General features: G+C 58.0%; 10 protein-coding genes, 1 tRNA gene and 1 pseudogene. 7 read left to right on the forward strand and 5 right to left on the reverse strand.

The annotated features are described in order from the left end of the window. The first annotated feature begins 22 nt into the window (after window positions 1-22). Window positions 23-727 (forward strand): glycosyltransferase family 2 protein, encoded by a 705-nt coding sequence (locus ELE36_RS19220; RefSeq protein WP_207215822.1) that lies wholly within the window; start codon window positions 23-25, stop codon window positions 725-727. Window positions 728-1,439: 712 nt separating this feature from the next. Here ELE36_RS19220 and ELE36_RS19225 read toward each other — a convergent pair. Together ELE36_RS19225 and ELE36_RS19230 are read right to left on the reverse strand one after the other, a co-directional pair. Then, a complete protein-coding gene (locus tag ELE36_RS19225; RefSeq protein ID WP_129836189.1) occupies window positions 1,440-3,494 on the reverse strand; it encodes a hypothetical protein in 2,055 nt (684 codons plus the stop codon). 452 nt (window positions 3,495-3,946) lie between these two features. Continuing rightward, window positions 3,947-4,736 (reverse strand): IS5 family transposase gene (locus ELE36_RS19230; protein ID WP_129836191.1). Its coding sequence is split into 2 segments (ribosomal slippage): window positions 3,947-4,475 and window positions 4,474-4,736, totalling 792 coding nucleotides; the frame shifts between segments, so codons are not numbered across the junction. A gap of 227 nt (window positions 4,737-4,963) precedes the next feature. Between ELE36_RS19230 and ELE36_RS19235 the strand changes: the two genes are divergently transcribed. After that, window positions 4,964-6,088, forward strand: a complete 1,125-nt coding sequence (locus tag ELE36_RS19235; RefSeq protein ID WP_242512311.1) for a serine hydrolase domain-containing protein — start codon at window positions 4,964-4,966, stop codon at window positions 6,086-6,088. A 16-nt stretch (window positions 6,089-6,104) separates the two neighbouring features. Here the strand turns inward: ELE36_RS19235 and ELE36_RS19240 are convergent, their stop codons facing one another. Next, on the reverse strand, window positions 6,105-6,653 hold the full coding sequence (locus ELE36_RS19240) for a DUF7010 family protein (protein ID WP_129836193.1): 549 nt from the start codon (window positions 6,651-6,653) through the stop codon (window positions 6,105-6,107). A 102-nt stretch (window positions 6,654-6,755) separates the two neighbouring features. Here ELE36_RS19240 and ELE36_RS19245 point away from each other — a divergent pair, with 102 nt between their 5' ends. The 4 genes from ELE36_RS19245 to ELE36_RS19260 all read left to right on the forward strand — a co-directional run bounded on the left by ELE36_RS19245 (window position 6,756) and on the right by ELE36_RS19260 (window position 10,890). Beyond that, on the forward strand, window positions 6,756-8,270 hold the full coding sequence (locus ELE36_RS19245; protein WP_129835611.1) for an IS1182 family transposase: 1,515 nt from the start codon (window positions 6,756-6,758) through the stop codon (window positions 8,268-8,270). Continuing rightward, window positions 8,267-8,455 carry a hypothetical protein gene (locus ELE36_RS19250; RefSeq protein WP_129836195.1) on the forward strand — a complete coding sequence of 63 codons (189 nt, stop codon included), beginning with the start codon at window positions 8,267-8,269 and terminating at the stop codon, window positions 8,453-8,455. The genes ELE36_RS19245 and ELE36_RS19250 overlap by 4 nt, the downstream gene beginning before the upstream one ends. Window positions 8,456-9,148: 693 nt before the next feature. Further along, entirely contained in the window at window positions 9,149-10,663 is a 1,515-nt protein-coding gene (locus ELE36_RS19255) for an IS1182 family transposase (protein ID WP_129835611.1), read from the forward strand. Beyond that, window positions 10,660-10,890 (forward strand): hypothetical protein, encoded by a 231-nt coding sequence (locus tag ELE36_RS19260; protein ID WP_129836197.1) that lies wholly within the window; start codon window positions 10,660-10,662, stop codon window positions 10,888-10,890. The genes ELE36_RS19255 and ELE36_RS19260 overlap by 4 nt, the downstream gene beginning before the upstream one ends. A gap of 291 nt (window positions 10,891-11,181) precedes the next feature. Here the strand turns inward: ELE36_RS19260 and ELE36_RS19265 are convergent. Further along, window positions 11,182-11,258: transfer RNA gene (locus tag ELE36_RS19265), tRNA-Arg, on the reverse strand. A gap of 461 nt (window positions 11,259-11,719) precedes the next feature. On the opposite strand from ELE36_RS19265, the pseudogene ELE36_RS19270 reads away from it, so the two are divergent. Continuing rightward, window positions 11,720-12,423: pseudogene (locus ELE36_RS19270) on the forward strand (IS5 family transposase); the annotation flags it as partial. Between the two features lie 454 nt (window positions 12,424-12,877). On the opposite strand, the gene ELE36_RS19275 reads toward ELE36_RS19270, so the two are convergent. Beyond that, complete coding sequence (locus tag ELE36_RS19275; RefSeq protein ID WP_129836199.1) at window positions 12,878-13,270, reverse strand: helix-turn-helix domain-containing protein; 393 nt, start codon at window positions 13,268-13,270, stop codon at window positions 12,878-12,880. Window positions 13,271-13,418 lie beyond the last annotated feature (148 nt).

Consider the following 13,418-nt stretch of genomic DNA (forward strand, 5'->3'; position numbering starts at 1 on the left):
CGAATGTCGCCAGGAAAATGAAATGATGAAACTGTCCGTGGTGATTCCTTGTTACAACGAGGAAAGAACCATCCGCGCGCTCGTCGACGCGGTGCGTGCGTCGCCCTATGCACCGAAGGAAATCATCATCGTCGACGACTGTTCGAGCGACGGCACGTGCGCGATCCTGAAAACGGAAATTGCGCCGCTGGTACAGCAGATCCATTATCACGACGTCAACCAAGGCAAGGGCGCCGCTCTGCGCACCGGCATCCGCGCCGCGACCGGAGACATCGTGATCATCCAGGACGCCGATCTCGAATACGATCCGAACGAATATTCGCGGCTGGTGGAGCCCATTCTGAGCGATCGTGCTGACGTCGTATTTGGATCGCGCTTCAAGGGTGCGCAGCCGCCGCGCATGCTGCTCCGCCAACGGCTCGGCAACAGGGTGCTCACGCGCCTGTCGAACCTTTTCACAGGTCTGCATCTCACGGATATGGAGACCTGTTACAAAGTGTTCCGTCGCGAGATCATCCAGGCCATCCAGATCGAGGAGGACCGTTTCGGCTTCGAGCCGGAAGTCACCGCCAAAGTCGCCAGAGCAGGCTGTCGTATCGAGGAAATCGGCATATCTTATTGCGGCCGCAACTATGCGGACGGCAAGAAAATTGGCTGGAAGGATGGCCTCCGTGCGGTCTATTGCATCGCAAAATACAGCCTGCCGATTTGGTCACACCAGCATTAAGTGTCACAGAATTCAGGCAATTCGTGTCGTAAACGCTCACCTTTTGACATGAATTGCCCTGACGTTCCGGGCATATCGCGTCACGCATTTTCCGAAAACTGGAAATTCTAAATGAATTCAGCATATTGAAAACCACAGTCGGATTTTCTACGAATCGCTTGTGATCGTCCGTTGCAGTCAAAACACGTCGTCGTGTGTAACGAAACCCCTTTCCGCCGCGCGCACTACAGTCTGCGGGTCTGTGCTCCGCAGATCCGCGGGCCGCGCTCCAACTAACTTCCCTTTAGGTTGAAAAAACCGGAACCTCGCCGCCCATCCGTATTTGCTCCGAGGCAAGTACATCAAGATTTGCGCCATGCATGGAGCGAACCGTCGGCTTGAAACTGGAACGCGGGATACAGATGCTCTCTGCGTAAGATCGCTCCCACCGGGAGTTTTTAATTCCGCAGATGGTTCGCGTTCCACCGCATCGGAGCCGACGATACTCTCCGCGACGCCATCGCCGGCGGGCTGGCTCGTGCGCCTCTCGTCGATCGAATTCCTTCTTGAGGGTTTTACCAGTGCGTGTTCCGATCCAATACGGCCGCCAGCATGGATGCCATCAAGGCGTTCGGGGGGCTGACGGCGCGGCTGGACACGGAGTTTCCACAGGGCATGGATGGGTAGAACTCAGCAGCGTCCCCAAGCGGTCCAATACGGGCATCACCAGCCTTCAGGAATCGAATCCTGCTCGAAAGATGGTGTCGATCGGTAAAACTTGGACCCATATTCCGGAGAGAAGAACTTGGTGCTTGTCCTCCGAGCGTTCGACGACCGGTCGAACGAGCGCCATCCTGGCTACCCCGGCAATGTCCACGGGCAGAGACAGGGTCAGCCCGTCGACCGCAGCAAATTGGCCGGTACCCGCGGCGGCCTTTGCCGCATCGATAACGGTGATTCGTGGGATGGCGGGGTAGAAAACCGCAGTATTCGAGTCGCTCAGCGTTCCACGGTCGAACACGGGATCGTGTCCGATCGCAATTCGTAACGTGCCCTCGGACAAAAACGACTGAATGCCGCTACCGAAGCGGATGCTTCCGGCTGTGGAGCCGCTCACGTCGCTGTAGAGGCGCAAGACGGCCTGATCAGCAAGGGTGACGACAGCGCCTGTTTCCTCGGTGCCGTCTATCGTCACGCCGCCTGTCAGCAAACGGGAGGAATCGATGACGCCGCGCCCGTCGACCGTCAAGCTTCCGCTGCCAAAATCCGCCAAGCCCGTGCCGACCACCTCCCAACTCGCAGCGGCACCGACGTGCAGTTCGTTGGTCCCTGCGTGGTAGTAGCCGTTCGCTCCCGCATATCCCAAGACATTTCCCAGAAGGAAAGAGGAGGGCGTTGCGAGGAAAACGCGCGTGGACGCAGTACCCGTTTCTCCCAACAGCGCCCCGGTGACGATGTCGCCATCGAGTTGAACGGATTGTCCACCCGCCTCGTTGACCAGAATCGTGCCGCTCTGTCCACCGGCCGCAACGTTCCAGATGGCGTAGGCATTGCCTGGCGGGGTCACCTGGGTTGTGATGACCAGACCGCCGGCGATTTCGACGGTTCCGCCCTGATTCCGGATTCCATACACGTTGCACCCACTGCACGAGGTGGTCGCGCCAAGCCGTGTGGTGCCGACGAGCGATGGGATTTGCAGGGTACTGGCGTTGTCCACGGCATACGTTTCGGTCGTCGCTGTTATCGTTGCCCTTACGGCGCCACCGAAGCGCATCACCGACGTGCCGGGGTAGTTATTGGCGATCGCGGTCGGGTTTCCGAACGGCACGTAATTCGTTCCATTGCTGACGGTGATATCCGTGTCCCCGAGGAGGTTTACGCGCGCCGTCCGGTGCGTGTTGGCGATGCCGAAGGTCGAGCGGGGTCCCGATGTCGTGACATGAGTGTTTCCGCTGACGTTCAGGACGCCTTGATTGCGCACGCCGAACGCCGTTGAGCCCTGAGAGACCGCGTTTATATCCAATGACCCTGTGACCGCAATGGCGCTGTTTTGGTTGTCGTTGTAGATGCCATGAACGTTATCGCTCGGATGAATGGCCAGCGCCGAGATCGTCGCGCCCCGATTGAAGTTGATGTGACTGATTCCACCACCGGAATTGTAGACCCCGCTGGTGGACTCTCCTCGCGCCTGAGCAAGGATGGTGGCCGCGCCGTTGAAATTGACGATGCCTTGATACACCCAGATTCCTTGCGAGTAACCCGGGGTGTAGGTCGTGATCTGCGCATCCCCCTGAAAGGTGGCCGAGCCGGAGTGGACGCGGACGCCGAGGGATGCGCTGGTCGGAACGGCATCGTCCGATTGGGCATAAACCGAACTGCTGCCGTTTACTGTCAGCGCGCCTCCGTCGTCGACGCTCATGCCGGTGGCAACGCCCCAGACGCCTGTTGCGCCTCGAACCGAGGACACGCTGAGTCTGCCTGTTCCATTCCCAACGTCCAAGACGACCGGCGACGAGCCGCCGGTCGACGACAGATTCAAGCCGGATACGTCGATAGGCAACGAAGTCGCCACCTGTACGAGGTCGGCGTCCGACAAGACGTAGTGCAAAGCGCCGTTGGAGGAGTGAATCGAATAGGCGGGAACGTAGTTCCCCGCACCGCCTGGACCATCGTGCGCCGAGACGCCGGTAATTGGAGCGACGTACGTGGTAGCAGCGGCCACGCCGGGAAAAGCAACAACCGCAATCCTCAGTCCCAATTGGAGGACACACGCCAAGTTCTTGCTCATGAATCGAAAATTCTCCATGAAACGGGCTGAAGAGCGGTTCTTGGATGTTGTCGGCAGCAAACTGCAGCCGGCTGATGGCAAGTCGGAAAATGCTCTTGCGGTTCTAATTTATCACGGGGCTGACGTCGCACGGCCAAAGCGGTAGAAAACTATCGTCTGGTTGTTGTATTTCGCGTTCGATTGACGGCAATACTCACTTTTGGGTGACCATCCATTGACCCGTTTAAAAGCCGGTAAAGCAAAGATCGCATGGCGCAGCGCTTGGTCACCGCGAAACGAAAATGCTCGTCAAATCGGAAGCGCAAATCAACAGTCCAGCCTTTTTGGGAAATGTCCTCGGTAAACGTCGGATCACACTGCAAACGGCAGACCGCTGCATAGCGCGGCGGATGATCATCTCGCTTCCTGCGAGCAGATCGGGTCCAGTTTTTCTACAGCCTCTTAGAACCTGTTCAAAGTCTTTTGAGCAGTAGCGTGAGGAAGGCAAGGTGAATGAACTGGAGGCTGGTATTGAGCTTGCGCTCGCAGTTCTTCCAGAGTCGTCGGCATTTCTCCAACCAGGCGAAGGAGCGCTCGACCACCCACCGCTTCGGGATAACGGCGAAGGTATGCAATTCATTGCGTTGGGCGATCTGCACGGTGGCACCGATGGCGCCTTGGACCGCTTCGGCAAAGGGCTGGCCGACGTAGCCGCCATCCGCTAGGACACTTTGTACCCGATGTAGGTTTGCCTGACATCGATCTATCGCCTGCAAGGCGCCCTTGCGATCGGTGACTTCCGCTGTAGTCACCGCAATAGCGTGAGGCAGTCCCTGCGTATCCACGGCAATATGCCGCTTGATCCCCGAGACCTTCTTGCCGGCATCGTAGCCCTTATGCGTCGCCGTGTCGGTGTTCTTTACGCTTTGTGCATCAACGATCAAGAAGCTCGTCATGGCGTTGCGCCCCTGCTTGATACGCGCCGCGCCCACCTGATTTTTTTAACGCCCGCTCCAGCAGGCTGATGCCGTTCTCGTCAGGCTCGCTCCAGATCGAAAAGTACGAATGCACCGTTCGCCATTTCGGAAACTCCGTGGGCAGCATGCGCCACTGGCAGCCGCTTTTGAGGAGGTAGCGGACCGCGCAAAATACCTCGTACAGATCCACCCGACGCGGGCTGGTCTTCTTGCGTGCGCTTTCCAGCAAAGGATGAATTTGCTCAAACTGGGCGCGACTGATGTCACTCGGATAGGTTGATCTCATTCCGCCAGTATCAGCACGCCGGTCTCATAGATTGAGACTTTGAACAGGCTCTTAGGCACCGAATCAGCGCACTGATGTCCGGCTTATCTTGGTGGGCCTTGTCACTGCTCTGCGGTGCCTGTTTAAACCCTGAAACCATGCGGCGCATCTGAACGCTGCGCCCGCTCGACACGAGATAGCAAGATAGGCGGTTGTTACCCATCACATCATTCGCGTCAGGAAGATCCATGTCATCTGGAAAGTATCGCGTCACAACGATCATCGTCGCCGCTCTACTGTGGCTGCCTTGCCTTGGCACCGCGGCGAATACATTGGACCAGGCCAACGCACTGACCAAGCAGTTGCTACAGCAGAAGATGAAGGAGCAACGCATACCCGGGGTGCAGGTTGCCATCATCAAGGACAATCGAATCGTGCTGTCCGAAAGCTATGGCCTGGCCAACGTCGAGAACCACGTGCCCGCCACAAGCACAACTTTGTTTCCGATCAATTCCGCCACCAAGTCATTCACCGGCGTCGCCATGATGCAATTGGTCGAGGCAGGGCTGGTGGATCTCAATACTCCCGTCTCGCGCTACCTGGAAGACTTGCCTGAAGCTTGGCGCGGCATTCGTATTCGTCAACTTCTCGGCCATACCTCGGGCCTGCCGGACATCGTCGACCAGAAAGGCTCGATCGGCGGCGGCACGGAACTGGATGCCTGGAACGCGGTGAAAAAGTTGCCATTGGAAGCAGCGGTTGGCGATCGATTTGCCTACAATCAGACCAACTATGGTTTGTTGGCTCAGATCATTGCGAAACAAACGAAGACGCCCTACGAGCAGTACATCGCCGAGCATCAATTCGCCGTCGCAAAAATGCCCTTGTCGACATTCGGCGACAGCTACGACCTCGTTCCCAATGCAGCGACGATCTACGCCACCACGCCGCGCGGAACCCTGGCGAAGGACGACGGCAACCGCTTGTCGAAATGGATCTATGAGATCCCTTACAGTCTTTGGGCCGGTGGTGGAATCCAAACCACGGCAGATGAAGTAGCGCACTGGATCATCGCGTTATCGAACGGCCAACTGATCAGCAAGGCTGCTGTTCAGAAGATGTGGGTGCCAGAAAAATTGAACAGCGGCGCTGATAGCGATTGGGCTGCTGGATGGCCCGTGCTGCAGACATCTCCCCACCGCCAAATAGCGGGTATCGGTGGCGCCAGAGCCGCATTCGTTGTTTACCCGGATGATGGCTTGGCCATCGTCGTGTTGACCAATCTCGCCGGAGCGAATCCGCAGCGCTTCATTCCGCAGATAGCCGAGTTCTACAAGCCATTGCAGCGTACGCGTTCGCATCGGATTGAATGAATTATTAGGCGGCGGATTATGCACGCTTTGATTGTTGGGCAGCGTGGATGCGCCAGTGGACCAAGCCGAAGGTCAGCAACAGCGCTGCAGTGAACCACGCGCCTAATGTGGAGACGCTTGGAGCGTAAAGGCCGACGAGAAGCCCCGATGCCATCATGATCGCAGCTAAGATGATGAACTGCCTCATGCCATAGAGGAACGAAAAGGGCAGATAGTGAGCGCCGATCGCAACCATGAATGCAGGATAGAACCATGCGTTCTTGTAAAGAGTGGCGGCGCCGATGAGCGGCAACATTAAGGGACCCACTACCGCGACTTCAATCGCGAGCTCACGCATCGGATTTGTTGCAGGCAGTGAGGCTGGGCTGCCCGTTGCTCGCAATACAAGCTGTGTGGCCGGATAGATAAAGAATCCACCGAGAAGCATGGCGAGTATCCCCGAGCTAGTGCTGTACCAAGTAGTGAGTGCGGCGGATACAGCCCACACCAAACCTGACACGACTTGCCCAACAGAACCCAACATGTAAACAGACCTGACTTCGCGCTGGGCGTCAGCGATAAACATTTCGTAAACCTCTCTTGAAATTTCCTCTGCCGCCTAACGAAGCTGTAGAAAAACTGGCCCCGATCTTGCTCGCAAGAAGCGAGATGATCAAGGGAGTCGGTGATGGCGCGCTACAAAGTGGTGGACATGAGTCCGCGGCTGTTGCCGGTGGATCTGGAAGCGCAGTTGCTACCGGGCTCGTTCGCCCACGCCGTGCATCACGTCGTCGACGCGCTGGACTTATCGCTGTTCGATGCGCACTACCGCAACGATGAGGTCGGTGCGTCGGCGCATGCGCCGGCGATGTTGCTCAAGGCAGTGCTGTTGGCCTACTCGCAAGGCATGATCAGCTCACGTGCGATCGAGCGCGCGTGCCGCGACAATGTTGTGTTCATCGCGATCACGGGCGATGCCAAGCCGCACTTCACCACGATCGCGGACTTCGTCAGCCGCTCGCGGGATGCGATCGCGTCGGTGTTCGGTCAGGTACTGACGCTGCTCGGCAAGGAAGGTCTGATCGGGCGAACCATGTTCGCCATCGACGGCGTCAAACTGCCGTCGAATGCCTCGAAGCACCGCTCCGGCACACGCGCGGAGTTTCTCGCGCAAGCACAGAAGATGGAGCGTGCCGCCAAGACCATGCTCGACCGTCATCAGGCCAACGATGCCGGCAGCGCCGAGACCGTCATGGATGCGAAGGCGACCGCACGCATCGAGCGCCTGACGAAGGAAGCAGCGAAGCTGCGCACGTGGCTAATCGAGAACCCCACCGACCGCGCCGGTACGCGCGGATCGATCCGTAAATCCAACCGCACCGACAACGCCTCGGCCAAGCTGGCTACCGACAAAGGGGTGATCCAAGGCTACTGCGGCGTCGCTGTCGTCGATGCTGCACATCAGGTCATTGTCGAGGCCTCGGCGCATGGCACCGGATCGGAACAAGAGCTGCTGCTGCCGGTGCTGGATGCCTGCGCCTATCAACGCAACGCCACCACGCTGATCACCGCCGATGCCGGTTATCACTGCGAAGCCAACCTCGCCGCACTGGCCGAACGCGGTATCGATGCATTGATTGCCGACAACCAGATGCGCCGTCGCGACGAACGGTTTGCCGAGCAGGGCAAACACACGAGCAAGCCCGATCCGCTTTACGACAAATCACGTCGAGCAAAGAAACCGCGCCTGTTTGGCAGCGAGGATTTCATCATCGCAGCAGATCATTCGCACGCCATCTGCCCGGCCGGTCAACGGCTGTATCGCAATGGCAAGGACTGCACCATCGGTAGTTACGCCGCCATCAAGTTCCGCGCGCCGGCAGCGACGTGCGAGCACTGCACACGACGAGCGCAATGCCTGCGCAAACCCGAGACGACACCGGCACGGCAAGTCGCCGTGCTCACGCGCAAAGCCATCGCCACGCACACGCAACGCATGCGCGAACGCATCGACAGTGACGAAGGCCGCGAACAGTATGGAAGACGCTTCGCCACGGTCGAGCCGGTGTTCGGTAACCTGCGCCACAACAAACGGCTCAACCGCTTCACCCTGCGTGGCCAGACAAAGGTGGATGGTCAATGGAAGCTGTTCGCTCTGGTGCACAACATCGAGAAGTGGGCGAACTACCGAAAAGCAGCATGAAGGCAACGGAAAAGCCCGCGCGCTTCGAGGGTTTTACGCATCAGGCAGCTATGGCCCGGATGCCGACGCGCACCACGAGCGCGTCGGCAGACAAACACCCTGACATGCAGCGTTCTCATATCGCCGCGAAGATCATCGCGCGTGCTCGAAAAGGGGTTTTTCTACAGCCTCAACGGTTGAGGTAAGTGGCCGCTGCCGCGAAGTTGCATGAAGATGCCGCGCCGATTCGCGGCGGTCCACTTGACCGAATAGTTAGCGCCTGCGCAGGAAGTGAAAGCCTAGGTGTGTTTACGGCGACTGAGCATAAGTGACATGCAGGCCTCGGCTACTTGCATGCCGCAGCAATGCCACTTGGGATTTCAGAAATGATAACAAGTACGGCAGTTCATCTCCGTCGTCACTTTCGTAGAGTGGCCCCCAAGGTGAGGCATCCACTTGTAACATAGTATGGATTTCCTGATTTGACCAAGCGTCCTGCTCCAAGAGCGCAGAGAGTGAGGACGGATCCTGTTCTATAGCCAGAAGGAGATTACTCAACTCCGTCGCTGCAAGCTCCGACTCCTTCGGGCTAAGTACAGCGGCCCGACAGCTCAAATATGACAACCCCTGTAGGCCATAGTGGGAGGCACATTTTTGGATTGCGTAACTCAGCCAATTTCTTCGCGAGTACGTATCGAGTCCTTCGCCGATCTTGTAGAGCGACGTCAAATCCAGTAACGAATCGAGCCGCTGGGGCACTTCGCCTTTGGGCAGTGTCATCGTTATAGAAGCGTAGTAGTTGGGCACGATTAATACGATCCAGATGAGGGCTAACGAAGCTGTAGAAAAACTGGCCCCGATCTTGCTCGCAAGAAGCGAGATGATCAAGGGAGTCGGTGATGGCGCGCTACAAAGTGGTGGACATGAGTCCGCGGCTGTTGCCGGTGGATCTGGAAGCGCAGTTGCTACCGGGCTCGTTCGCCCACGCCGTGCATCACGTCGTCGACGCGCTGGACTTATCGCTGTTCGATGCGCACTACCGCAACGATGAGGTCGGTGCGTCGGCGCATGCGCCGGCGATGTTGCTCAAGGCAGTGCTGTTGGCCTACTCGCAAGGCATGATCAGCTCACGTGCGATCGAGCGCGCGTGCCGCGACAATGTTGTGTTCATCGCGATCACGGGCGATGCCAAGCCGCACTTCACCACGATCGCGGACTTCGTCAGCCGCTCGCGGGATGCGATCGCGTCGGTGTTCGGTCAGGTACTGACGCTGCTCGGCAAGGAAGGTCTGATCGGGCGAACCATGTTCGCCATCGACGGCGTCAAACTGCCGTCGAATGCCTCGAAGCACCGCTCCGGCACACGCGCGGAGTTTCTCGCGCAAGCACAGAAGATGGAGCGTGCCGCCAAGACCATGCTCGACCGTCATCAGGCCAACGATGCCGGCAGCGCCGAGACCGTCATGGATGCGAAGGCGACCGCACGCATCGAGCGCCTGACGAAGGAAGCAGCGAAGCTGCGCACGTGGCTAATCGAGAACCCCACCGACCGCGCCGGTACGCGCGGATCGATCCGTAAATCCAACCGCACCGACAACGCCTCGGCCAAGCTGGCTACCGACAAAGGGGTGATCCAAGGCTACTGCGGCGTCGCTGTCGTCGATGCTGCACATCAGGTCATTGTCGAGGCCTCGGCGCATGGCACCGGATCGGAACAAGAGCTGCTGCTGCCGGTGCTGGATGCCTGCGCCTATCAACGCAACGCCACCACGCTGATCACCGCCGATGCCGGTTATCACTGCGAAGCCAACCTCGCCGCACTGGCCGAACGCGGTATCGATGCATTGATTGCCGACAACCAGATGCGCCGTCGCGACGAACGGTTTGCCGAGCAGGGCAAACACACGAGCAAGCCCGATCCGCTTTACGACAAATCACGTCGAGCAAAGAAACCGCGCCTGTTTGGCAGCGAGGATTTCATCATCGCAGCAGATCATTCGCACGCCATCTGCCCGGCCGGTCAACGGCTGTATCGCAATGGCAAGGACTGCACCATCGGTAGTTACGCCGCCATCAAGTTCCGCGCGCCGGCAGCGACGTGCGAGCACTGCACACGACGAGCGCAATGCCTGCGCAAACCCGAGACGACACCGGCACGGCAAGTCGCCGTGCTCACGCGCAAAGCCATCGCCACGCACACGCAACGCATGCGCGAACGCATCGACAGTGACGAAGGCCGCGAACAGTATGGAAGACGCTTCGCCACGGTCGAGCCGGTGTTCGGTAACCTGCGCCACAACAAACGGCTCAACCGCTTCACCCTGCGTGGCCAGACAAAGGTGGATGGTCAATGGAAGCTGTTCGCTCTGGTGCACAACATCGAGAAGTGGGCGAACTACCGAAAAGCAGCATGAAGGCAACGGAAAAGCCCGCGCGCTTCGAGGGTTTTACGCATCAGGCAGCTATGGCCCGGATGCCGACGCGCACCACGAGCGCGTCGGCAGACAAACACCCTGACATGCAGCGTTCTCATATCGCCGCGAAGATCATCGCGCGTGCTCGAAAAGGGGTTTTTCTACAGCCTCAACGGGAGAGTTCCTACGAAAAAGTGGACACCCTGTTAATTTGCACACGGGATTGAGCCAAGTTTTCGCGAAACTTGGGGCCACCCCAGCGCGCGCTACGTTTTATGCATCATGCATTTAGCTCCGAATTGCCGGCTGACGACTCGATGAAAACTGGGCTCAATCCCGTGTGCAAATCAACACCGTAGTGCGCCTGGCGAAGCCGCCTGACTATGACGAAACGCAGGCTCAGCTATAGAGTAAAATCTTCTAAACCGCTGGCTTTGGCACGACAACCTTTACTCAATTCCAAACGTTCGTTTGAAAATCGGTCGCGCGCGTGGTCACGAAATAGTCACGAAGGATTTTGGCGCGCCCGGAGGGATTCGAACCCCCGACACCCGGCTTCGGAAGCCGGTACTCTATCCAGCTGAGCTACGGGCGCATTTATAAAAGAGTTTTTCCAGCAAGGCTCGAAAAAGGAGTAAAGCCTTCGTGCCCGAAAATAACTATACCGCAACTGCTGAGTTACGCCTTCGGAAGCCACTACTCTATCCAGCTGAGCTACGGGCGCATTACGTTGCGGGTTTTTTCTGAACATGAGCGGTTTGGACCAAAGCGTTTGCGCCCACGAACTTTAGTATAACCTACTTAGAGTGCTGCTTTGCGAAGCCGGAATCCCTCCGGACGCCAAAGTTCTTCGTCCCTTTCATACCCATAGATCTGGCACCCTCAAGTAAAGACGAGGGGTTCCCAACGTAGCCACGGTGACGTATCTGCACCGCTTCCATACGGATATCGCCAATTCCGACAAATTATCGTATCGCCAAACGTTAGCAGGCTGTTGAGAAACTCCGCTCCGCGAAATTTGTCATAGTCGCAGTCAATCCTGAGATGAGTCGAGCGATGCGCGGAGCAGATGTACAACAGCTGGGAATGTTCTCCTACGTGTCGGTCGAAGACCGCGTGCCCGTCGATCATCCGATCCGTAAACTGCGGGTTCTGGTGGATGTGATCTTGAAGGAACTGGACGAGGTGCTGGCGTCGCGCTATGCGGCCGGCGGTCGCGAATCGATTCCGCCGGAGCGGCTGTTGCGTGCCTCGCTGTTGCAGGTGGTCTACAGCGTGCGCAGCGAACGGCTGCTGATGGAACAGCTGAGCTACAGCCTGCTGTTTCGCTGGTTCGTGGGTCTGAACATCGACGATCCGGTGTGGGATCATTCGACGTTTTCGTTCAATCGCGAGCGGCTGTTCGATGCCGAGATCGCGCAGCGATTCTTCGAACACGCGGTGCTGCTGGCACGGCTGCAAGACCTGGTCAGTGATGAGCACTTTTCGGTGGATGGCACGCTGCTGGAGGCATGGGCCTCGCACAAGAGCTTTCGCCCGAAGGACGGTAACGACGACAGCGATGGCGGCGACTTCCGCGGCCAGACACGGCGCAACGACACGCGCGCGCCTCAACCACGGATCCGGATGCCCGCCTGATGCGCAAGGGCAAAGGCAAGGAAGCACGCTTGAGCTACTTGGCCAATACGCTGATGGAGAATCGCCATTGTCTGCTGGTCGACGTTGACGTGCGTCACGCCAGCGGCACCGGCGAGCGCGACGTTGACGGTCTAAAGTCAACGGCACCGGTTCCATCCGCCATAGACGAGGAGAAATGCTTGTCTTTCAGGCAGAAAAAGCTTGCTTCGCCAATTTAATGAGCGTGGGGTTAAGAGTGTCGCGGGTACTGGCGGGAATAACAGCCGCTTAGCATTCCCGCGGTCGCGATCAAGACGACTAAGCAGCAATAAGTGCAGCTCTTACGTCGGTTGCATGCGTTCAGGGGCTAGGATTGCAAGGGGGTGATCGATCAGCTGCATGTCATGCTGCTGGTTTCTTCGCTTGAGCATGCGCATAAGCACGTTCAACGGTTACTTCCGAATAGCCGCGAGCTATTTTTGCCTAGTCAGCAAATGCGAAGAGCGTGGCGGCGGACCCTGCCATAGCGGATATTTTGAACCGTAACTGACCACGCGTTATGTCGCCTGTTCAATTCGCTCAGGGCCGTCCAGTGCGTCACACAAAATCCTCAAACCACACCACAAACTTTTCGCGTTTTTTCTGCGGGATTTTGCGAAACGCCAACAACAGGCGCTCTTCGAACAGGTCGCGCGCGAAGGATTCCGCGGCAATGGTGGGTGATTCCAACTGCGAATCCACGGTGACACCACGCCCGGTGGCAAGCCACTCGAACGCGACGCCGGTGCATTTTGCGACACGCACCATATGCTCGACTGTTGGCGAGGTGCCGGTGCGGCCTTCCCATTGCGCGACGGCGCTGGGAACAACGCCGACACGATCGGCCAATCCGACCTGACTGAGCTTTGCCAGGCGACGCGCATGACGAATGCGATCGGGCAACGGACCGGAAAAACGACTATCGGTGGAACGACGATTGGTTGGCGGCATGAGTCCCCCTCAGCTCGGCTAATGCGCTCAGTAAATCTAACATTAAACACTCATCTGCGCTGCGTGCGGTTTTCACTTTGTGACGCCGCTCACATCTTGTTTCACACATTTTTTCACATTCGTAACGGTGTCGACCAGCGCCACTCAG

It is taken from the genome of Pseudolysobacter antarcticus, assembly GCF_004168365.1.
Taxonomy (GTDB): Bacteria; Pseudomonadota; Gammaproteobacteria; order Xanthomonadales; family Rhodanobacteraceae; genus Pseudolysobacter; species Pseudolysobacter antarcticus.

What these genes read in the sequence shown, in the direction of transcription:
- ELE36_RS19220 (WP_207215822.1), top strand. Translation starts at nt 23, where the DNA reads ATGATGAAACTGTCCGTGGTGATTCCTTGTTACAACGAGGAAAGAACC.
- ELE36_RS19225 (WP_129836189.1), bottom strand. Translation starts at nt 3,494, where the DNA reads ATGAGCAAGAACTTGGCGTGTGTCCTCCAATTGGGACTGAGGATTGCG.
- ELE36_RS19235 (WP_242512311.1), top strand. Translation starts at nt 4,964, where the DNA reads ATGTCATCTGGAAAGTATCGCGTCACAACGATCATCGTCGCCGCTCTA.
- ELE36_RS19240 (WP_129836193.1), bottom strand. Translation starts at nt 6,653, where the DNA reads ATGTTTATCGCTGACGCCCAGCGCGAAGTCAGGTCTGTTTACATGTTG.
- ELE36_RS19245 (WP_129835611.1), top strand. Translation starts at nt 6,756, where the DNA reads ATGGCGCGCTACAAAGTGGTGGACATGAGTCCGCGGCTGTTGCCGGTG.
- ELE36_RS19250 (WP_129836195.1), top strand. Translation starts at nt 8,267, where the DNA reads ATGAAGGCAACGGAAAAGCCCGCGCGCTTCGAGGGTTTTACGCATCAG.
- ELE36_RS19255 (WP_129835611.1), top strand. Translation starts at nt 9,149, where the DNA reads ATGGCGCGCTACAAAGTGGTGGACATGAGTCCGCGGCTGTTGCCGGTG.
- ELE36_RS19260 (WP_129836197.1), top strand. Translation starts at nt 10,660, where the DNA reads ATGAAGGCAACGGAAAAGCCCGCGCGCTTCGAGGGTTTTACGCATCAG.
- ELE36_RS19275 (WP_129836199.1), bottom strand. Translation starts at nt 13,270, where the DNA reads ATGCCGCCAACCAATCGTCGTTCCACCGATAGTCGTTTTTCCGGTCCG.